This window comes from Prauserella flavalba (genome assembly GCF_003202235.1).
Classification (GTDB): domain Bacteria; phylum Actinomycetota; class Actinomycetes; order Mycobacteriales; family Pseudonocardiaceae; genus Prauserella_A; species Prauserella_A flavalba.
This window is the reverse complement of the sequence record NZ_MASU01000005.1, coordinates 1,505,353-1,522,833: the sequence shown is the minus strand read 5'-3', so window position 1 is coordinate 1,522,833 and position 17,481 is coordinate 1,505,353. Positions and strand designations below refer to the sequence as shown.

Genomic DNA, 17,481 nt, shown 5'->3' with positions numbered 1-17,481 from the left:
GCGAAGGAGAGCGCCTTGCTGAACGTCACCGACATCTACCACACCGGTTTCGTCGTCCCGGACCTCGACGCGGCCAAGGCCGACCTGACCACCGTCTTCGGCGTGACCTGGACCGGCGTGGAGGAGCGGGAGATGCCCGTGCTGACGCCCGATGGGCCCGTGACCGCGCGGATGCGGTTCGTCTACTCCCAGGGCGGTTCGCCGCGGCTGGAACTGCTCGAACCGGTTCCGGGCACGATCTGGGAGGCGCCGTCGCTGTCCTTCGGGCCCGGCGGCGCCCACCACGTGGGCGTGTGGGCCGACGACTTCGCCGCCACGTCCGCGAAGCTGGAGGCCGCCGGGTTCCCGCGCGTGCTCACCTTCGACGACGGCAGCGGGCAGGCCGTGCGGTTCGCCTACCACCGGCTGCCCAGCGGCCCCTTCGTCGAGCTCGTCGACGCCACCCGCAGAGCGGAGCTGGAGGCGTGGTTCGAGGGCGCCGCGTATCCGGCCGCCCCGGCGCGGGAGGCGGCCGATGGTGACTGACGACGTGCGGGCGACCGCCGTGGCCGCCGAGCTGCTCGCGCGGTACTGCTGGGCGATCGACGACGAGGCGTACGATGACCTGCGCGCGCTCTTCCTCCCGGAGGCCGTCGCCGACTACGGCGTGTTCCGTTGTCGAGGCGGGGAGGAGGTCGCGACCGTGATGGCGGAGCTCCACCGCGGCCTGCGCACGACCCAGCACCTGCTCGGCAGTGTCAGCGCGCGGGTGGACGACGACGGGCGGCTGCACGTGCGCAGCCACGTGCGGGCCACGCTGGTCGCGCGGAGTACCGGCGAGGAGGGCCCGGCGCGGGTCGAGGTCGCGGCGTCCTACCGTGATCTGCTGATGCACACCGATCCGGGCTGGCGGATCGCCGAACGCCGGGTGGACGGTCGGTGGGTCGCGGGTGACCGGACTATCCTGCCGTGGTTCGACCGCGCGCCACGCAGCGACCGGGCTGCGGGCGCAGCTCAGGCAAGGGGGACGTGACCAGATGTCGAAGATCGACGCCGAGCCGGCCAAGCGGGGACGGCCGCGTCGCGGGCCGGACCCGGAGCGCTTCGCCGAGATCGTCGAGGCCGCCGCCGAGGTGATCCTCGACAAGGGTTATAGCGCGACCAGCATCCAGGACATCGCCGACCGGGTCGGCATTCTCAAAGGCAGCCTCTACCACTACGTCCGGTCCAAGGAGGACTTCCTCTACAAGATCATCAAGGACGTCTACGACGAGGCGATCGCGGACATGCGCCTCGTGACGGACGCGGAGCAGAAGCCGCTGGAGAAGCTCGCGGCGTTCGTGCGCACCCACGTGCTGTTCGCGGCCGACCATCTCGTGCCGTACACGATCCAGCTACGCGAGTTCGACCGGCTCAGCGAGGAGCGGCGCGCCGAGATCCGGGAGGGCGGGGAGACCTACGTCGTGGTGCTTCAGCGCATTCTCGAGGAGGGGCAGCAGGAGGGCGTGATCGACAGGGCGATCGACTCCCGGCTGGCCGCCATCGTGATCACCGGTGAGCTGAACTCGATGACCCGGTGGTACCGGCCCGACGGGCCGAAGACCGCGGAGCAGCTGGCGGACGTCTACATCGGCATGATCGTGTCGTCGGTCGCCTCCGAGTCCGCGGTCGCCTCGGCCGGCGGGATCGAGGCGCTGCGCGGGGCCTTCTCCCGGGGCTGACCCGGGCACACTGTCGAGGAGAAAGGGCCTGAGCCGCACGCCGGCTCAGGCCCTTTCTCGTGCGCGCCCGCCGAGGTGCTTGGCAGGGCGGGCGCCGTCTGGCAGACTTCTACCAATCAGTTGGTTGGTGAATTGGAGTCTCGATGACGATGACCGAGAGCGAGCTGGCGGCGATCGTCGGCCGCCCGATCCCCGGCGGGACCTACACCATCGAGCCGTACGTCGACTGGCTCCTCAACGACGTCGTCGGGTCGCCGAGGAACGGCACGGTGGCGCACCCGCTGTTCGCCTACATCAGCGTGGCGGTCGGCAAGGGCGTCAGCTGGGACGAGGTCTTCGCGATCTGCGGTGCGACCGCCGCCGACGGGCCGATGTTCGGCGAGCACGAGACCGTGCTCGAACGCCCGCTCCAGGTCGGCGAGAGCTTCACCGTCAGCGGCGAGTTCGTCTCCGCCGAACGCAAGCGCGGCAAGCGAACCGGCGTCTTCGACATCGTCGGGTTCCGGCTGGCGCTCACCGATGCCGCGGGCGAGCTCGCCGCGTCCACCTACAACTCCATCGTCTTCCCGAGGAGGGACGCATGACCACGACGAGCGGCACCGTGCGGGCGGGCACCGTGATCCCGGGCTGGGAACTGCCCGCCGTCAGCGCGGAGAAGATGAAGACGATGGCGCTGGTACTGGTGGACCCCAACCCCATCCACTTCGACCTCGACGCCGTGCGCGCGCTGGGGATGGGGGACAAGCCCGTCAACCAGGGCCCCAACAACCTCGCCTACGTGATGAACATGCTCGCCGCCTGGACCGGCGGACACGAGCACCTGCGCGGCATCCGGGTGCGGTTCCAGGGCAACGTGCTCGGCGGCGACCACGTCGTCGCCCGCGGGACGGTGTCGGCGCTGCGCGAGGACAGGGGCCGCACGCTCGCCGACTGCGACGTCGAGCTGGTCGTGGGCGAGCGGGTGGTGCTCGCGGGCACCGCCACCACCGACGTCACGCACCTGGTCCGGGACTGACCCGGACATGGGTGTCGAGATGGGAGTCGGGCTGTGGACGTTCCAGTCCACGGTGACCCGGCCGCACCAGCTTCCGAGGCTCTACCGCGACTTTCCCGCAGTGGCGAGGAAAGTGGAGCAGCTCGGCTACGCCCACCTGTGGCTCGCCGAGCACCGCCTCTGGTACGACGCGTTCTGCCCGGCGCCGCTGCTGCCGGTCGCCGCCGCCGCGGCGGCCACCACGACGCTGCGGCTCGGGACCGCGATGGTGCTGCTGCCCCAGCACGATCCCGAGCGCCTGCGCTCGCTCGCGGCCGCGGTGGACGACGCGGCGCGCGGACGGCTGGAGCTCGGCGTCGGACTGGGACACCGCGACGCGGAGTTCGACGCGCTGGGTCTGCCGCGCACGGGACGCGGGCGCCGCATGGACGAGGGTCTGCGCGTGCTCGACCGCGAGCCGCGCGACCGGCGCTCTGACGCCATGTGGGGCGGCGGGATGGCCCGCGCGGCGCTGGAACGCATCGGCCGCCACGGGATGTCGGCCCTGCTGCCGCAGACTCTCGACACCGAGGGCATCCGCCGCGCGGTCGCCACGATCACCGGCGCGGCGCGCGACGCGGGCCGTGAGCCCGGCCGGATCGGCATGATCAAGGACACCTGGGTGGACGTCGACGGCGAGGCCGCGCGCTCCTGGTTCCTCCCGCGGCTGCGGCGCCACTACACCGAGGAGGCCGGTGCGTGGTGGGTGCTCGACGGCGGCCACGGCTTCACCAGCCCCGGGCGGCTCCAGGGACAGGTCGACCGCACCGCCACGAGCGCGGTCGTCGGTAGCCCGGACGAAGTCACGGCCCGCTTCGGGGAGATCGCCGACGCCGGGGTGGACACCATTGTGGCCAGGGTCAACTTCGACTTCGTCTCCGGCCGCGAGCTCGGCGAGCAACTCGAACTGCTCGCCGGAACCGTGCTGAAGGCGGTGGCGGCATGAGGATCGGCGTCACTCTCGACCTGGCCACGGTGTCGCTCGTGGAGGTGCCCGCGCTGGCGGCGGCCGTCGAGGAGGCGGCACTCGACCTGGTCTGGCTCGACGCGCCGGCCGGGCGGCCCGAGGTGGCGCTCGCCGCGGCCGTCACGTGCGCCGAGCCGACGCGCACACTGCTGATCGGCGCCGCCACGGCGGTCGCCGGGCACCACCCGCTGTACCTGGCCGAGGAACGCCACGTCGCCGATCAGCTGCTCGGCGGCAGGCTCGCGCTCGGCCTGCGCGGCGACGACGAGGCGGGGCTGACCGAGTGGACCGACGTCCTGCTCGCCGCGGCGGGCACCACGCCGTTCGCCCACCGCGGCCCGCGCCACACCATCCCCGCCGGGCTGCCGCAGCACACCGTGAACCCCGAGACCCGCGTGCGCGTGACACCGGCGCCGTACGCGCTGGAGCCCACACTGTGGCTGCTCGGCCAGGCCGCACCGGCGGTCGCCTCGGCGTACGCGCTCAGCCCGGTGTCCGAAGCGGACGGAACAGCGGTCTGGCAACGACTCGAGCGCTCGCTCGGGCCCGCGTGCCGCCGGCTGCGCCGCCCGGCCGTGCGGACGTGGGACCCCGGTGCCGAGGACGCCGCCGCGCTGGCGCACCGGCTGCTGGCCGAGCGCGACGGCTGGGGACTCGACACGACGCTCGTGCGCCTCACCCCCGAGCCCGGCACCGCCGCGTGGCACGCCGCGCTGGCCGACCTCGCCGTCGTGGTCCGGCCACGGCTCCAGCAGGAGCGGCTGCCCTCCGGGCTGGAGGAACTGTGGGACACCGAGCGCACACACCAGCACACCGCAGCAGAACGAGAGGTGATGACATGACCGGGTCGCGCCCCCAGGCGTACATTGTGGACGCAGTCCGCACCCCGACCGGAAGGCGCGGCGGAGGGCTCAGCGGGCTGCACCCGGCCGACCTCCTCGGCGACGTCTTCGCCGCCCTGCTGGAGCGCACCGGGGTCGATCCCGCACGCGTCGACGACGTGATCGCCGGCTGCGTGGCGCAGCTGGGCGAGCAGGCATGGAACGTCGGCCGCAACGCCTGGCTCTCCGCGGGCCTGCCCGTCGAGGTCCCCGCCGTCACCATCGACCGGCAGTGCGGCTCGTCCCAGCAGGCCGTACAGTTCGCCGCGCAGGCGGTGAAGTCCGGCGAGCAGGACCTGGTGGTCGCGGGCGGGGTCGAGGTGATGAGCCGGGTGCCCCTCAACAGCTCGGGCGACCCGAAGCTCGGCTATGGCTACCCCTTCGGCGGCGCGGGCTGGGCCAAGCACTACGGGGACGAGGAGATCCACCAGTTCCGCGGCGGCGACCTGATCGCCGAGAAGTGGGGGATCGACCGCGAGGCGATGTTCGACCTCGCGATCGCCAGCCACGCCAAGGCCGCCCGCGCTCACGACGAGGGCCGGTTCGCCGGGCAGCTGCTGGAGGTCGCCGGGGTCACCGCCGACGAGGGCGTCCGGCGCAGCTCCGACCGGGACAAGATGCGGAGCATCCCGCCGATCCGGGAGGGCGGCATCCACAACGCCCCGCTCGCCAGCCAGATCGCCGACGGCGCCGCGGCCGTGCTGGTCGCCTCGGACCGCGCGGTGGAACAGTTCGGGCTCACCCCGATCGCCAGGGTCCACACGGCCACCGTGGTCGGCAGCGACCCGGTGCTCATTCTTTCCGGCCCGATCCCGGCGACCCGCAGGGTGCTCGACCGCGCCGGCCTGACGGTGGACGACATCGACCTCTACGAGTGCAACGAGGCGTTCGCCGCGGTGGTGCTCGCGTGGGCCAAGGACCTCGGCGTCGACCTCGACCGGGTCAACGTCAACGGCGGGGCGATGGCGCTCGGCCACCCGCTCGGCGCGTCGGGCGCGCGGCTGATGACCACGCTCGTCCACGAGCTGCGGCGCACCGGCGCCCGCTACGGCCTGCAGACCATGTGCGAGGGCGGCGGGCTGGCCAACGCCACGATCCTGGAGCGGGTGTAGCCGTGCGCGTCACCGGCGCGGTGGGAGTGGTCACCGGCGGTGCCTCGGGCATCGGCGAGGGCGTCGCGCGCATGCTCGCCGACGGCGGCGGCCGGGTCGCGGTGCTCGACCTGCCGGGCTCGCGCGGGCCCGAGCTGTGCGCCGAACTCGGTGAGGCGGCGGAGTTCTTCCCGCTCGACGTCACCGATCCCGCCCAGGTCTCCGCCACGGTCGAGGAGGTCGGCAAGCGCTTCGGCCGCATCGACGTGCTCGTCAACAGCGCCGGGATCAGCCCGGCGGCCCGGGTCGTCGCGCGCGACGGGACGTTGTTCCCGCTGGAGCGCTTCCGGCAGGGCATCGAGGTCAACCTGGTGGGCGCGTTCGACGTGCTGCGCAACGTCGCCGGGGTGATGGCCCGCAACGAGCCCGGCGAGGACGGCGAGCGGGGCGTGATCGTCAACGTCGGCTCGATCGCGGCGTTCGAGGGGCAGGTCGGGCAGGCGTCGTACGCCGCGTCGAAAGGCGGCATCGTCGCCCTGACCCTGCCGCTGGCCCGCGATCTCGCCTCGTGCGGGGTGCGCGTGCTGTGCGTGTGCCCCGGGACCATCGACACACCGATGGTGCGCGCCGCGAGCGAGGAGGTCCGCGGCTACCTGCGCGAGGCCAACGTGTTCCCGAAGCGGCTCGGCAGGGCCGCCGACATCGCCAACGTGGTCCGGACCTGCCTGGAGACGACGTACCTCAACGGCGAAGTCATCCGTGTCGACGCCGGTGTGCGGATGGCGCCGCGATGACCCGCCGCCCCTGCCCTGTGGAAGGAGACCGATGAGCACCACGACCGGTGACCCGCGACCGCGGGTCCGGACCGGCCCCGACGGCGTCGCCGTCCTCGGCTGGCGGTGCACCGGGTGCGGCTACCCCGTCGCCCAGCAGGTGCTGACGTGCCCGCTGTGCAGGGAACCCGTCGCGGACAGCGCGTTCTCGCCCGAGGGCGAGGTGTGGGCCTCCACGTGCCTGCGGGTGCGCGTACCCGGCCACACCCCGCCCTACGCGGTGGCCTACGTCGTGCTCGACGACGGGCCTCGCGTGCTGGTCCGCACGCCGGGCGACCGCCCGCTGCCGCCCGCGAGCCGGGCCCGCGTCACGGGCACGTCCGAGACCGGCGACCTCGTCGCCGTTCCCGCGGAGGAGGAGTCATGAGCGCGGCTTTCGTCCACGGCGTCGGCACGTCCCGGTTCGGGCGCCAGCCCGGGGTGGGCGCGCCGGCCCTCGTCCAGCAGGCGGTCACCGAGGCGCTCGACGACGCCGGGGTCGGCGACGTGCGCGAGCTCGACGCCGTCTTCGCGGGCACCGTGTTCGGCGCCCCCGGCACGGCGCAGCGCGCGCTGCAGCTGCTCGGGATCACCGGTGTGCCGATCCTGACCTTCGAGAACGCCTGCGCGACGTCGTCGACCGCCCTGCACGAGGCGCGCCACGCGGTGCTCTCCGGCCGCTTCCGGCGCGTGCTCTGCCTGGGCGTGGAGACCATGACCCTGCACTTCTCCGGGCCGATCACGCCCGAGGAGACCGACGTCGAGGGCCGGGCCGGGCTGGCCCTGCCCGGCGTGTACGCGATGGTCGCCAGCCGCTACGAGCACCTCTACGGCCTTGAGCCCAAGGCGCTCGCGGCCGTCTCGGTGAAGAACCGCAGGCACGGGGCGCTCAACCCGCGCGCCCAGCACGGGGCCGAGGTGACCGCCGAGGAGGTGCTCGCCTCCCGGATGGTCGCCGACCCGCTGACGCTGCTGCAGTGCTGCGACATCTCCGACGCCGCCACGGCCGCGGTGATCGGCGGGGAGCGCGGCGTCGGCCGCGACGTGCGCATCGCGGCCTCGGCGCTGCGCTCGGGCGAGCTGTGGGACCACCGCAGCACCCAGCCCTGGGGCTACGAGCTGATGGCCCGCGTGGCCGGGGACGCCTGGCAGGAGGCCGGGATCGGCCCCGAGGACGTGGACCTGTTCGAGGTGCACGACGCGTTCACGATCGGGGAGATCACGGCCACCGAGGCGCTCGGCATCGCCGAGCCCGGCGGCGGCTGCGACCTGGTGCTGTCCGGGCACACCGCGCTCGGCGGCCGCCAGCCGGTGAACCCCTCGGGCGGGCTGCTCAGCCGGGGACATCCCCTCGGCGCCACGGGGCTCGCCCAGGTCGCCGAGGCCGTGTGGCAGGTGCGCGGCGAGGCCGGGGCACGACAGGTGGAAGGAGCGCGGGTCGCCGCCGTGGAGACGATGGGCGGCGGCACCGCCGGAATCGACGGAAACGGGTGTGTGGTGGTGGTGCTCGGTGGTTGAGACGCTGGAGCTCGACGACATGCTGGGTGGGGAACGCCTCGCGGATCCCTACCCCTACTTCGCGCACATGCTGGCGGAACATCCGGTCCACTGGAACGAGCGGTACCGGGCGTGGTTCCTGCACAAGCACGCCGACGTGCTGTGGGCGCTGCGCAACCCCGCCTTCTCGTCCGACCGCGTGCGGCCCGTCTACGAGACGCACCTGTCGGAGGAGAAGCGGGCCGCGAGGGCGCCGACGTTCGACGTGCTGCGGCACTGGATGGTCTTCCTCGACCCGCCGGAGCACACGCGGTTGCGCAAGCTGGTGATGCCCGCGTTCAGCCCGAAACGCGTCGCGACGTGGCGGCCCCGCGTCGAGCAGGTCGTCAAGGAGACCCTCGCCGGGCTGGAGGGCCGCGAGCGCTTCGACTTCGTCACCGACTTCGCCTACCCGATCCCGGCGATCGTGGTGGCCGAGCTGATCGGCGTGCCCGCGCAGGACCGCGACCTGTTCAAGAAGTGGTCCGACGACATCCTCACGCTCGTCTTCGGCGCGCAGGGCGAGCCGGGGCGCCGGGAGCTCGCACAGCAGGGCCTCGTGGAGCTGACCGGGTACCTCAGGGATCTGGTCGCGAAGATCCGCCGCGATCCCGGCGACGACGTGATCTCCAGCCTCGTCACCGCCCACGACGTGGAGCCTCCGCTGGACGACCAGGAGATCATCGCGACGTGCGCGCTGCTGGTCTTCGGCGGGCACGAGACGACCACGAACCTGATCGCCAACGGCACCCGCCAGCTGCTGCGGCATCCCGAGCAGTGGCGCCTGCTGCGCGAGGAGCCAGAGCGGATCACCACCGCGGTCGAGGAGCTGCTCCGGTTCGACGGCCCGTCCCGGCTGGAGCAGCGGCTGCTGGCCGAGGACGTCGAGCTGCGCGGGAAGACCCTGCGCAAGGGTGACAACGTGTTCCTCGTGCAGAGCGCGGCCAACCGCGATCCCGAGGTCTTCGACCGGCCGCACGAGCTCGACATCACGCGGCAGCCCAACAACCACGTCGCGTTCGGCTTCGGCGTGCACCACTGCCTCGGCAACTTCCTCGCCCGCCTGGAGGCTCAGGTCGCGATTCCCGCCGTGCTCGACGCGCTGCCGGACCTCGCACTCGACGGGCCGGAGGAATGGCACACGACGATGATGAGCCGCGGCATGAAACGGATGCCCGTCCGGCGGGGAGCGGTGTCGTGACCGGCGCGCTCGACGGGAAGGTCGCCGTCGTCACCGGCGCCAGCGGCGGCATCGGGCGGGCGATCGCGCTCGCGCTCGCGAGTGCGGGCGCCGACGTGGGCCTGCTCGCACGCCGCCGGGAGGCGCTGGAGGAGACGGCCGCGCTGATCGAGCCCACGGGCAGGCGCGCGAGCGTGGTCACCGCCGACGTCACCGACGAGGCACAGGTGACCGACGCCGTCGACAAGGTCGCCGCCGAGCTCGGAGACCCGACCGTGGTGGTGAACAACGCGGGCGGCGCGCGGTTCCTGGCACCGCTGGCGGAGATGCGCCTGTCCGGCTGGCAGAAGACGGTGGCCCTCAACCTGGAGGCCCCCCTGCTGTGCGCGCGGGCCGCGCTGCCGGGCATGATCAGGGCGGGCGGCGGGTCGATCGTCCACATCGGATCGATCGTCGGGGAGGCCGCCCAGCACGGGATGGCCCATTACGGCACCGCCAAGGCCGGGCTGACGATGCTCAACCGCACGATGGCGCGCGAGTGGGGCGGGCACGGCGTGCGCAGCAACGTGGTGCTGCCCGGGCTGGTCGACTCGGGCGCGCACGAGCACTACGAGGACGACTCGAGCATGGGCAGGCTCTACGCTGCCGAGATCCCGCTCGGCCGCTGGGGCCGGCCGGAGGAGATCGCCGCCCCGGTGGTGTTCCTGGCCTCCGACGCCGCCTCGTTCGTCACCGGCAGCACCCTCGTCGTCGACGGCGGGCAGATCAGTTGACCGCCGGCGTCCGCAGGCTCGACCACGTCGCCGTCGCGGTCCGCGACGCGGAGGCGGCGCTCGCGCTGTACGCCGGCGTGCTCGGCGGGCGGTTCGTCCTCGGCGGTGACAACGACGAGACCGGCACCCGGATCATCCACCTGCGGCTGGGCGGTTTCAAGCTCGAGCTGATGCAGCCGCTGCGGGAGGACAGCCTGCTGGCCAGGACCATCGAACGACGCGGCGAGGGCTTCCACCACGTCACGTTCGTGGTCGGCGACGTGGCCCGGACCGTGGACGTGGTCGAGGCGGCGGGGTTCGAGACGGTCGGCACCGAGCTGGGCAACCCGACGTGGCGCGAGACGTTCCTGCGGCCACGGCAGACCGGCGGGCTGGTACAGCTCGTCGACACCGACCGTGACTGGAGCGGCCCGGTCGACGGCATCACCCTCGACGACGTGCTGGCGGGCCGCGCCGGGTTCGACGGAGCGTGGCCGTGCTGGAAGGCCACGCCCTGAACTCGGGCGGCGGCCAGTGCCGGGCGCTCAGCCCACGGCGATGACGGTCTTCACCACCGACTGCGGGTTGTCGTGGGCGAACGCCAGCGCCTCGCCGACCTCGGCGAGGCCGAACTCGTGGCTGATGAGGCGGCGCACGTCGTCCTGGTGCCGTCCGGCGAGTGCGATCGCCGCGGGAAAGTCCAGCGTGGACCGGCTGCCGTAGACGTCGAGCTCCTTCGCGGTGAACGTGCGCAGGCTCAGGTTCGCGACCTGCTCGGAGACGCCGACCAGCGAGATCCGGCCCGCGGTCGCGACCACCTCGAAGGCGCGCTCGGCGACGGCCGCGGCACCGGTGGCCTCCACCACGACGGGCACTCCCTCCCCGGAGGTCCATTCGGCGACGTGCTCGGGCAGCTGACCGACCCCGCGGACGGTGACGGCGGCGCCGAGTGTGCGCGCGAGGTCCAACCTGGCCTCGTGCAGGTCGGCGACCATCACCTCGGCGCCCACGTCGCGCGCGGCGATGACGGCGCCGAGCCCGATCGGTCCCGCGCCGAGGATCAGAACCCGTTCTCCGGCCCGCACGCCGGGGCGGGTGATGGCCCGCAGGCTCACCGACAGCGTCTCGGCCAGTGCGGCGACGTCGGCCGTGAGGCCGGGCGCGGGGTGGCAGTTGCCTGCGGGCACCGCGACGCGCTCCTGGAAGCCACCGGGCCGGTGGACGCCGACGGCGTCCATCGACCGGCAGGTGTTGCGGCGCCCGATCCGGCACGGGTAGCACGTTCCGCACGCCACCACCGGCTCCACGGCCACCCGGTCGCCGACGGCGAGGGGGCCGGTGTAGCCGCCGGGCAGCGCCGCGACGGTCGCGCTGATCTCGTGGCCCTGGATGAGCGGGAGGCCGGTGGCGTAGCTGCCGTCCCAGATGTGCAGGTCGGTTCCGCAGATCCCGACCCGTTCGACGGTGAGCAGCGCCTCGCCGGGGCCGGGTTCCGCGGGCGTGACCGGGGCGGTGACGACCGTGCGCAGGCGTGTCGTGGTGGCGGCGAGGTGCACGGCGCCCCCGCTCACGCCGGGGCCTGTGCGGGCAGTCCGGCCACGTGCGGATGGTCGGCCTCCGCCGCGCCGTGCCCGCTCGCCCCGCCGGGGCTGCCGAGCGCGTCGAAGAACTCGGCGTTGACCTTGGTGTAGGCGGCCAGTTCCGCGGGCACGTCGTCCTCGTAGTAGATAGCCTCGACCGGGCAGACCGGCTCGCACGCTCCGCAGTCCACGCACTCGTCGGGGTGGATGTACAGCATTCGCGGGCCCTCGTAGATGCAGTCGACGGGACATTCGTCGATGCAGGCCTTGTCCTGCACGTCGACACAGGGTTCGGCGATCACGTAGGTCATCGGGTCTCCTTGGCGAGGAAGGGTTCAGGCGGCGTAGGTGGCCGCCGGGTCGGAGAGGGTGGCGAGCAGCTGCTTGCGGACGGCCGCGGCGCGCCGGGGCAGGCCGAGCAGCACGGCGCCGACGAGGCGGTCGTCGCGGAGGTAGCCCACCACCGCCTGGTCGTCGAGATCACCTTCGAGGATCTCGGTCCGGTCGGCGATGCCGGGCACGCCGAAGGACTGCAGGCGCAGGTCGTACTGGTCGGACCAGAACGAGGGCAGCGGGGTGAACGGCGCCGGGTCCGCGCCGGCGCCCGCGAGGTCCGCGAGCAGGGTGGCGGCGGCGCGGCGCGCGGTCTCCAGTGGCGTCTGCCAGTGCTCGATGCGGCGAGGGACGTCGTCGAAGAGCGGGTTCGGGAAGCGGGCGACGTCGCCGACCGCGACCGCGCCCGCGTTGCTGCCGAGGCGCAGGTGGTTGTCGGTCGCGACGCCGTCGGTGAGGTCGAGCCCGTTGCCCTCCAGCCATTCGGCGCACGGGGCGGAGCCGACGCACTGGACGAGGACGTCGCCGTCCACCACCGTGCCGTCCGACAGGGCCACGGAGTACGCCCCGCGGGTTCCGCTCACGGAGGCGACCGGCACGCCGAGCCGGAAGGCGACACCGGCGCGCTCGTGGCGGGCCCTGACGGCGTCGCCGACCGCGCGGCCCAGCGGGACCAGCATCGGGGACTCGTCGACGGCGACGACGGTGACGTGGCAGCCGAGTCCCGTGGCGGTGGCGGCGACCTCGCAGCCGATGAACCCGGCGCCGATCACCACCACGCGGGCGCCGGGCCGCAGCTCGGCGTGCAGGGCGCGGCAGTCCTCGATCGTCCGCACCACGTGCCCGGCTCCGCTGGTGCGATCGATGTGCGCGGGCAGCCGTCGCGCGCGGACGCCGGTGGCGGCGACGAGGCCGTCGTAGGCGAGCGTGCCGCCGTCGGCGAGGGTGACCGTGCGTGCGGCGAGGTCGGCGGCGACGGCGCGGGAGCCGAAGCGCCATGTGGCACGCGCGGCCTCGGGGCGCTGCTTGAACGCGAGCGTCGCGAGGTCAGGGCCGTCGGCGAGCGCGGCCTTCGACAGCGGTGGCCGGGTGTAGGGCACGTGCGGCTCGTCGGAGAGCACGACGACCTCGCCGTCCCAGCCGCCCGCGAGGAGCGCCTCGGTGACCCGCAGACCGCCGAGCGAGCCGCCGACGACGACGATCCGCCTGGCCGGGGGAGTCGACATGATGGCTCGTTACCCCTCGATCGTGATGGCCTGCACCGGGCAGGCCATCGCGGCGGCCTCGACGTCGGCGCGGGCGGACTCGTCGGCGCTCGCCTGGTGGACGAGCTCGCCGGCGTCGTCGAGGTCGAAGACGTCCGGCGCCGCGAAGACGCACTGCCCGTAGTTCTGGCAGAGCGCCAGATCGACGTTGATCCTCACGGCCGTCCCCCGTCCTGGAGACCCGGGTCGGTGTAGAAGCGCTGGGTCAGCTCCTTGAGCAGGTCGGCGTTCTCGGCGTTGCCGGGGTGCGGCACCCACCGGTCGCCGCCGACCTGGTAGCGCGTGGCCAGCTCGATGAGCACGCCGTGTGCCTTCGACTCGGGCAGGAAGTTCCACTTCAGCCACGGCATCGTGTCGGGGTGGCTGTCCTCGTCGAGCAGGACCGGCAGCCCGGCGGCCCGGCACTGCTCCATGGTGTGGCCGAAGTTGTCGCTCAGGAACGCGATGTGGTGGACGAACTCGCCGCGCTTGGCGAGCACCTTGTGCACCCAGCTGTCCGGTGAGCCGGGGGCCCACATCTGGATCGAGACGCCCGTGGGGTCGGGGTTCTGGAAGGTCGCCCACACCATCTCGGTGCCGTCCGAGCTGCCCCGGGAGTACGTGATCGTCTCGGTCATCTCGGGCGTGAGCACGCCGAGGATGTCCTTCCAGTCTTCGATGGCCTGGTCGAGATCCTTCACGCAGAGCGCGATGTGGTCGATGTGCACACGGGTCATGGGTCTTCCTTTCGTCGCCCTCGACTGTTCCATGTTTACACCAAACGATTGGTTGATAAAAGTCCAGGGGCGTGCTTGACATCACTACGAGGGCAGTGTTCCATGAATCAAGCAATCGTTTGGTGGAAATCCCAAGAGCCGCCGTGTGGCCGGCTGATCAGGAGGGACCGTGGACTTCGCGCTCACCGACGAGCAGGAGGCGTTCCGGAAGACCGTCCGGACGTGGGTCGAGAAGGAGTGCCCGAAGGAGGTCGCCCTCGAGCTGGAGAAGAAGGAGTTCGAGTACCCGCACGAACTCTTCGCGAAGATGGCCGAGGCCGGCTTCCACGGCATCGCGATCGACGAGGAGTACGGCGGCTCGGGCGGTACCGAGCTCGACCAGGTCATCCTCATCCGCGAGCTGGCCCGCTCGCTGGGCGGCATCGCGTGGATCTGGGGCATCAACGCCTTCGCCGGCGCCAAGTCGGTCGGCTACTACGGCACCGAGGAGCAGAAGCGCCGCTTCCTGCCCGACATCGCCGAGGGACGCACCAAGTTCGCCATCTCGCTCACCGAGCCCGCGGGCGGCACCGACCTGCTCGGCGTCCTCAAGACCACGGCCACCCGTTCCGAGGACGGCTGGGTCATCAACGGCCAGAAGATCTGGTCCACCCAGGCGCACGTCGCCGACTACCTGCTCCTGCTCGCCCGGACCGAGAAGAACCCGGTCAAGAAGACCAGGGGCACCACCCTGTTCCTCGTCCCACGTGAGACGCCGGGCGTGGAGTGCAGGCAGATCCCGAAGCTCGGCATGAAGAACGTCGGGTCCTGCGAGGTGTTCCTCGACGACGTGTTCGTGCCCGACGACCTCATGCTGGGCGAGCCAGGCCAGGCCTGGTACATGCTGCTCAAGACCCTCAACAACGAGCGGATCGTCATGTCGGCGCTCGCGCTGGGCATCCTCGACGGCGTGATCGAGGAGGCGAAGCGCTACCTCCAGGAGCGTGACGTCTTCGGCCGCAAGCTCGGCCAGATGCAGGTGCTGCAGCACTACTACGCCGACATGCTGATCGCGCAGAAGTCCGCCGAGCTGCTCGTCTACGAGGCGGCGTGGCGCCAGGCCGAGGGCCTGGAGTGCGGCATGCACGCCAACATGGCCAAGATCGTCGCCTCCGAGGGCGCGGTGACCGCGGCCGACCGCGGCATCCAGATCTTCGGCGGCATGGGCTACGCGCTTGAGACGCAGATGCAGCGGTACTGGCGCGATGCCCGGCTCTACCGGATCGGCCCCATCGCCAATGAGATGGCCCGCAACTCGATCGCCGAGATGGCCGGTCTGCCCCGATCATTCTGAGAGACAGGGGACAAGCAGAAAGGACACGCGGTGACGACAACGGAGACGTCCTCGCACGAGGCGCCGGCGCTCAGGGTCACAGCGGCCGCCGGGGCCGGCCGCGCCCCGGCGGGACACCGTGGCTGGGCCGAGGCGGTTCCGATCGGTGACGTGGTGATCCGGGCCGCCGCGCTGTGGCCGGACGCCGAGGCGCTGGTCTTCCCGCACGAACGCCTGACCTACGCCCGGCTGGCGGACGACGCCGAGCTGGCCGCCAGGGCCCTGCGCGCGATGGGCGTCGGGCCGGGCGACCACGTCGGCGTGCTCATGGCGAACTGCCCCGACTTCGCGCGGATCTCCTACGGCGCCGCGATGCTCGGCGCGGTCGCGGTGCTCATCAACGCCCGCTACCAGGGCGATGACCTGGCCCACGTCCTCGGCGACGCCGGCATCAAGGTGCTCGTCACCGCCGAGCAACCCAGCAGGCCGTTCGAGCTGACCAGGCGGATCGAGGCCGCCATGCCCGAGCTCGATCCGCAGCGGGCCGGCGCCTTCCCGGTGCCGTCCGTTCCCGCGCTGGAGGCTGTGGTGCTGCTCGGCGGGGACGGCGCGGTCGCCCCGGCCTACACGACGGCGCAGCGGTTCTACGAGGGCGCGGCGCGGGTGTCGCCGGAGGAGGTCCACGCGCTGCGCCGCCAGGTGCCGCTGCGCGGTGTCGGCATGATGATGTACACCTCCGGCACCACCGCGAAGCCGAAGGGCTGCGCGCTGTCCCACGAGATGGTGGTGCGCAACGCGATCGCCGTGGCCGAGCGGCTCGACGTCCACGGGGGCGACCGGTTCTGGGACCCGCTGCCGATGTTCCACATGTCGTCGGTGCTGCCGATGAACGGCTGCTTCTTCGTCGGCGCGACGTTCCTGTCGATGGAGCACTTCGAGCCCGACGCGGCGATCGCGATGCTGCGGCGGGCCCGGCTCACCCACTTCTATCCGACGTTCCCGACCATCACGCAGGCCGTGGCCAACCATCCCGGGTTCTCCACCGTGGACTGGAGCGCGGTGCGGGTGGTCAACGGCGTCGCACCGCCCGCGACCCTGCGGGAGCTGCAGGGCCTGTTCCCGCACGCCGCGGTGGTCACGGCCTACGGCTCGACCGAGACCGGAGGCTGCGTCTCGTTCTCGGTGCCCACCGACACGCTGGAACAGCGGACCAACACCAGCGGCCCGCCGTTTCCCGGCATCCAGATCCGGATCGTCGACCCCGAGACCGGCGCGGAGGTGCCGACGGGGGAGCGCGGCGAGATCTGCGTCCGCGGGTACTCGATGTTCGAGGGCTACCACAACGCGCCCGAGGAGACCGCGGCCGTCACCGACGCCGAGGGCTGGTTCCACACCGGCGACATCGGAGCGGTCGACGAGGACGGGCGGATCTCCTACCTTGGCCGGCTCAAGGACATGCTCAAGGTCGGCGGTGAGAACGTCGCGGCCGTCGAGATCGAGGAGGCGCTGCAGCGCCATCCCGCGGTGAACATCGCCCAGGTCGTCGGCATCCCCGACGCGCGGCTGGTGGAGGTGCCGGTCGCCGCCGTCGAACTGCGCGCGGGGCACGACGTCACCGGCGAGGAGCTGGGGGAGTGGCTGCGCGGCCGGATCGCGAGCTTCAAACTGCCCCGGCACATCCGGGTGGTCGACGAGTGGCCGATGGCCGCGACCAAGATCCAGAAGTTCCGGCTGCGCGAGGCGATCTGCGCCGAGCTCGGGATCGAGCTGCCGTGATCGGCGACCTCGTCCCGGCGGAGGCGGGTGCGGTCGAGGAGGTCGCCGGGCTGGTCACGCGCTTCGACCACGTCGCCGTCGCGGTGCGGGACCTCGCCACCGCGGCACCGCTGTACGCGGACCTGTTCGGCGGGCGCCTGATCGCCGGTGGCGACGACGACCGGCTCGCGATCCGGTCGCTGCAGCTGAGCTTCCCGCCAGGGGTCAAGATCGAGCTGCTCCAGCCGCTGCACGAGCGGTCCTACCTCGCGGCCTACCTCGACAAGCGCGGCCCCGGGTTCCACCACATGACGTGCTTCGTCGAGGACGTCACCGAGGCCGCCGCACGACTGGAGGCCGCCGGCTTCTCCACTGTGGACACCCGGACGGGAACCGGGTGCTGGGACGAGACCTTCATCCGGCCCTCGTCCGCCTTCGGCACGCTGGTGCAGCTCACCGACTCACCGCTGAGCTGGACCGAACCCGTTCTCCCCGAGGGCGCCGGAATCGGCGACGTGCTGGCGGGGCGGATCGCCTGGAACGACGCCCGGCCGACCTGGAGGTGAGC

Annotated in this window: 22 protein-coding genes; 17 read left to right on the top strand and 5 right to left on the bottom strand. The window is 72.4% G+C overall.

Going from position 1 to position 17,481, the window contains the following annotated elements:
• Window positions 1-15: 15 nt before the first annotated feature.
• The 14 genes from BA062_RS14760 (at window position 16) to BA062_RS14695 (ending at window position 10,470) form a co-directional block, all read left to right on the top strand.
• Entirely contained in the window at window positions 16-525 is a 510-nt protein-coding gene (locus tag BA062_RS14760) for a VOC family protein (RefSeq protein WP_168213957.1), read from the top strand.
• A complete protein-coding gene (locus tag BA062_RS14755) occupies window positions 515-1,012 on the top strand; it encodes a nuclear transport factor 2 family protein (protein ID WP_110336602.1) in 498 nt (165 codons plus the stop codon). The genes BA062_RS14760 and BA062_RS14755 overlap by 11 nt, the downstream gene beginning before the upstream one ends.
• Window positions 1,013-1,016: 4 nt before the next feature.
• Window positions 1,017-1,700, top strand: coding sequence for a TetR/AcrR family transcriptional regulator (locus BA062_RS14750; protein ID WP_110336601.1), 684 nt, complete (start codon window positions 1,017-1,019; stop codon window positions 1,698-1,700).
• A 143-nt stretch (window positions 1,701-1,843) separates the two neighbouring features.
• Window positions 1,844-2,284, top strand: a complete 441-nt coding sequence (locus tag BA062_RS14745) for a hypothetical protein (protein ID WP_210406849.1) — start codon at window positions 1,844-1,846, stop codon at window positions 2,282-2,284.
• Window positions 2,281-2,715 carry a MaoC family dehydratase gene (locus BA062_RS14740; protein WP_110336600.1) on the top strand — a complete coding sequence of 145 codons (435 nt, stop codon included), beginning with the start codon at window positions 2,281-2,283 and terminating at the stop codon, window positions 2,713-2,715. Before BA062_RS14745 ends, BA062_RS14740 begins: the two co-directional genes overlap by 4 nt.
• A 7-nt stretch (window positions 2,716-2,722) precedes the next feature.
• Window positions 2,723-3,679 carry an LLM class flavin-dependent oxidoreductase gene (locus tag BA062_RS14735; RefSeq protein WP_110336599.1) on the top strand — a complete coding sequence of 319 codons (957 nt, stop codon included), beginning with the start codon at window positions 2,723-2,725 and terminating at the stop codon, window positions 3,677-3,679.
• On the top strand, window positions 3,676-4,542 hold the full coding sequence (locus tag BA062_RS14730) for an LLM class flavin-dependent oxidoreductase (RefSeq protein ID WP_110336598.1): 867 nt from the start codon (window positions 3,676-3,678) through the stop codon (window positions 4,540-4,542). The genes BA062_RS14735 and BA062_RS14730 overlap by 4 nt, the downstream gene beginning before the upstream one ends.
• Window positions 4,539-5,693, top strand: a complete 1,155-nt coding sequence (locus BA062_RS14725) for an acetyl-CoA C-acyltransferase (protein ID WP_110336597.1) — start codon at window positions 4,539-4,541, stop codon at window positions 5,691-5,693. Before BA062_RS14730 ends, BA062_RS14725 begins: the two co-directional genes overlap by 4 nt.
• 2 nt (window positions 5,694-5,695) lie before the next feature.
• Window positions 5,696-6,466 (top strand): SDR family NAD(P)-dependent oxidoreductase, encoded by a 771-nt coding sequence (locus BA062_RS14720; protein ID WP_110336596.1) that lies wholly within the window; start codon window positions 5,696-5,698, stop codon window positions 6,464-6,466.
• Between the two features lie 31 nt (window positions 6,467-6,497).
• Window positions 6,498-6,872, top strand: coding sequence for an OB-fold domain-containing protein (locus BA062_RS14715; protein ID WP_110336595.1), 375 nt, complete (start codon window positions 6,498-6,500; stop codon window positions 6,870-6,872).
• Complete coding sequence (locus BA062_RS14710; protein ID WP_110336594.1) at window positions 6,869-8,002, top strand: thiolase family protein; 1,134 nt, start codon at window positions 6,869-6,871, stop codon at window positions 8,000-8,002. The genes BA062_RS14715 and BA062_RS14710 overlap by 4 nt, the downstream gene beginning before the upstream one ends.
• Window positions 7,995-9,221 carry a cytochrome P450 gene (locus BA062_RS14705; protein ID WP_245959822.1) on the top strand — a complete coding sequence of 409 codons (1,227 nt, stop codon included), beginning with the start codon at window positions 7,995-7,997 and terminating at the stop codon, window positions 9,219-9,221. Before BA062_RS14710 ends, BA062_RS14705 begins: the two co-directional genes overlap by 8 nt.
• A complete protein-coding gene (locus tag BA062_RS14700) occupies window positions 9,218-9,973 on the top strand; it encodes an SDR family NAD(P)-dependent oxidoreductase (protein WP_168213956.1) in 756 nt (251 codons plus the stop codon). The genes BA062_RS14705 and BA062_RS14700 overlap by 4 nt, the downstream gene beginning before the upstream one ends.
• Window positions 9,970-10,470, top strand: a complete 501-nt coding sequence (locus BA062_RS14695) for a VOC family protein (RefSeq protein WP_210406848.1) — start codon at window positions 9,970-9,972, stop codon at window positions 10,468-10,470. The genes BA062_RS14700 and BA062_RS14695 overlap by 4 nt, the downstream gene beginning before the upstream one ends.
• A 27-nt stretch (window positions 10,471-10,497) precedes the next feature.
• On the opposite strand, the gene BA062_RS14690 is transcribed toward BA062_RS14695, so the two are convergent.
• From BA062_RS14690 to BA062_RS14670, 5 genes are read right to left on the bottom strand one after another with little or no spacing between them, the layout of a single operon-like run.
• A complete protein-coding gene (locus BA062_RS14690; RefSeq protein WP_110336592.1) occupies window positions 10,498-11,523 on the bottom strand; it encodes an alcohol dehydrogenase catalytic domain-containing protein in 1,026 nt (341 codons plus the stop codon).
• Window positions 11,520-11,843 carry a ferredoxin gene (gene fdxA / locus BA062_RS14685; protein WP_110336591.1) on the bottom strand — a complete coding sequence of 108 codons (324 nt, stop codon included), beginning with the start codon at window positions 11,841-11,843 and terminating at the stop codon, window positions 11,520-11,522. The genes BA062_RS14690 and fdxA overlap by 4 nt, the downstream gene beginning before the upstream one ends.
• A 24-nt stretch (window positions 11,844-11,867) precedes the next feature.
• Window positions 11,868-13,091 (bottom strand): NAD(P)/FAD-dependent oxidoreductase, encoded by a 1,224-nt coding sequence (locus BA062_RS14680; protein WP_110336590.1) that lies wholly within the window; start codon window positions 13,089-13,091, stop codon window positions 11,868-11,870.
• Window positions 13,092-13,100: 9 nt separating this feature from the next.
• Window positions 13,101-13,289, bottom strand: coding sequence for a ferredoxin (locus BA062_RS14675; protein ID WP_110336589.1), 189 nt, complete (start codon window positions 13,287-13,289; stop codon window positions 13,101-13,103).
• Entirely contained in the window at window positions 13,286-13,846 is a 561-nt protein-coding gene (locus tag BA062_RS14670; RefSeq protein ID WP_168213955.1) for a VOC family protein, read from the bottom strand. Before BA062_RS14670 ends, BA062_RS14675 begins: the two co-directional genes overlap by 4 nt.
• Before the next feature lie 169 nt (window positions 13,847-14,015).
• Here BA062_RS14670 and BA062_RS14665 point away from each other — a divergent pair, with 169 nt between their 5' ends.
• Genes BA062_RS14665 through BA062_RS14655 form a run of 3 tightly spaced genes read left to right on the top strand, consistent with a single transcriptional unit; the run spans window position 14,016 to window position 17,479 of the window.
• Window positions 14,016-15,179 carry an acyl-CoA dehydrogenase family protein gene (locus BA062_RS14665; protein ID WP_110336587.1) on the top strand — a complete coding sequence of 388 codons (1,164 nt, stop codon included), beginning with the start codon at window positions 14,016-14,018 and terminating at the stop codon, window positions 15,177-15,179.
• Between the two features lie 30 nt (window positions 15,180-15,209).
• Window positions 15,210-16,934: a class I adenylate-forming enzyme family protein gene (locus tag BA062_RS14660; protein WP_110336586.1), complete on the top strand. Its 1,725-nt coding sequence runs from the start codon at window positions 15,210-15,212 to the stop codon at window positions 16,932-16,934.
• Complete coding sequence (locus tag BA062_RS14655; protein WP_168213954.1) at window positions 16,931-17,479, top strand: VOC family protein; 549 nt, start codon at window positions 16,931-16,933, stop codon at window positions 17,477-17,479. Before BA062_RS14660 ends, BA062_RS14655 begins: the two co-directional genes overlap by 4 nt.
• Window positions 17,480-17,481 lie beyond the last annotated feature (2 nt).

What these genes read in the sequence shown, in the direction of transcription:
- BA062_RS14750 (WP_110336601.1), top strand. Translation starts at nt 1,017, where the DNA reads ATGTCGAAGATCGACGCCGAGCCGGCCAAGCGGGGACGGCCGCGTCGC.
- BA062_RS14725 (WP_110336597.1), top strand. Translation starts at nt 4,539, where the DNA reads ATGACCGGGTCGCGCCCCCAGGCGTACATTGTGGACGCAGTCCGCACC.
- BA062_RS14745 (WP_210406849.1), top strand. Translation starts at nt 1,844, where the DNA reads ATGACGATGACCGAGAGCGAGCTGGCGGCGATCGTCGGCCGCCCGATC.
- BA062_RS14680 (WP_110336590.1), bottom strand. Translation starts at nt 13,091, where the DNA reads ATGTCGACTCCCCCGGCCAGGCGGATCGTCGTCGTCGGCGGCTCGCTC.
- BA062_RS14740 (WP_110336600.1), top strand. Translation starts at nt 2,281, where the DNA reads ATGACCACGACGAGCGGCACCGTGCGGGCGGGCACCGTGATCCCGGGC.
- fdxA (WP_110336591.1), bottom strand. Translation starts at nt 11,843, where the DNA reads ATGACCTACGTGATCGCCGAACCCTGTGTCGACGTGCAGGACAAGGCC.
- BA062_RS14735 (WP_110336599.1), top strand. Translation starts at nt 2,723, where the DNA reads ATGGGTGTCGAGATGGGAGTCGGGCTGTGGACGTTCCAGTCCACGGTG.
- BA062_RS14715 (WP_110336595.1), top strand. Translation starts at nt 6,498, where the DNA reads ATGAGCACCACGACCGGTGACCCGCGACCGCGGGTCCGGACCGGCCCC.
- BA062_RS14755 (WP_110336602.1), top strand. Translation starts at nt 515, where the DNA reads ATGGTGACTGACGACGTGCGGGCGACCGCCGTGGCCGCCGAGCTGCTC.
- BA062_RS14670 (WP_168213955.1), bottom strand. Translation starts at nt 13,846, where the DNA reads ATGACCCGTGTGCACATCGACCACATCGCGCTCTGCGTGAAGGATCTC.
- BA062_RS14710 (WP_110336594.1), top strand. Translation starts at nt 6,869, where the DNA reads ATGAGCGCGGCTTTCGTCCACGGCGTCGGCACGTCCCGGTTCGGGCGC.
- BA062_RS14730 (WP_110336598.1), top strand. Translation starts at nt 3,676, where the DNA reads ATGAGGATCGGCGTCACTCTCGACCTGGCCACGGTGTCGCTCGTGGAG.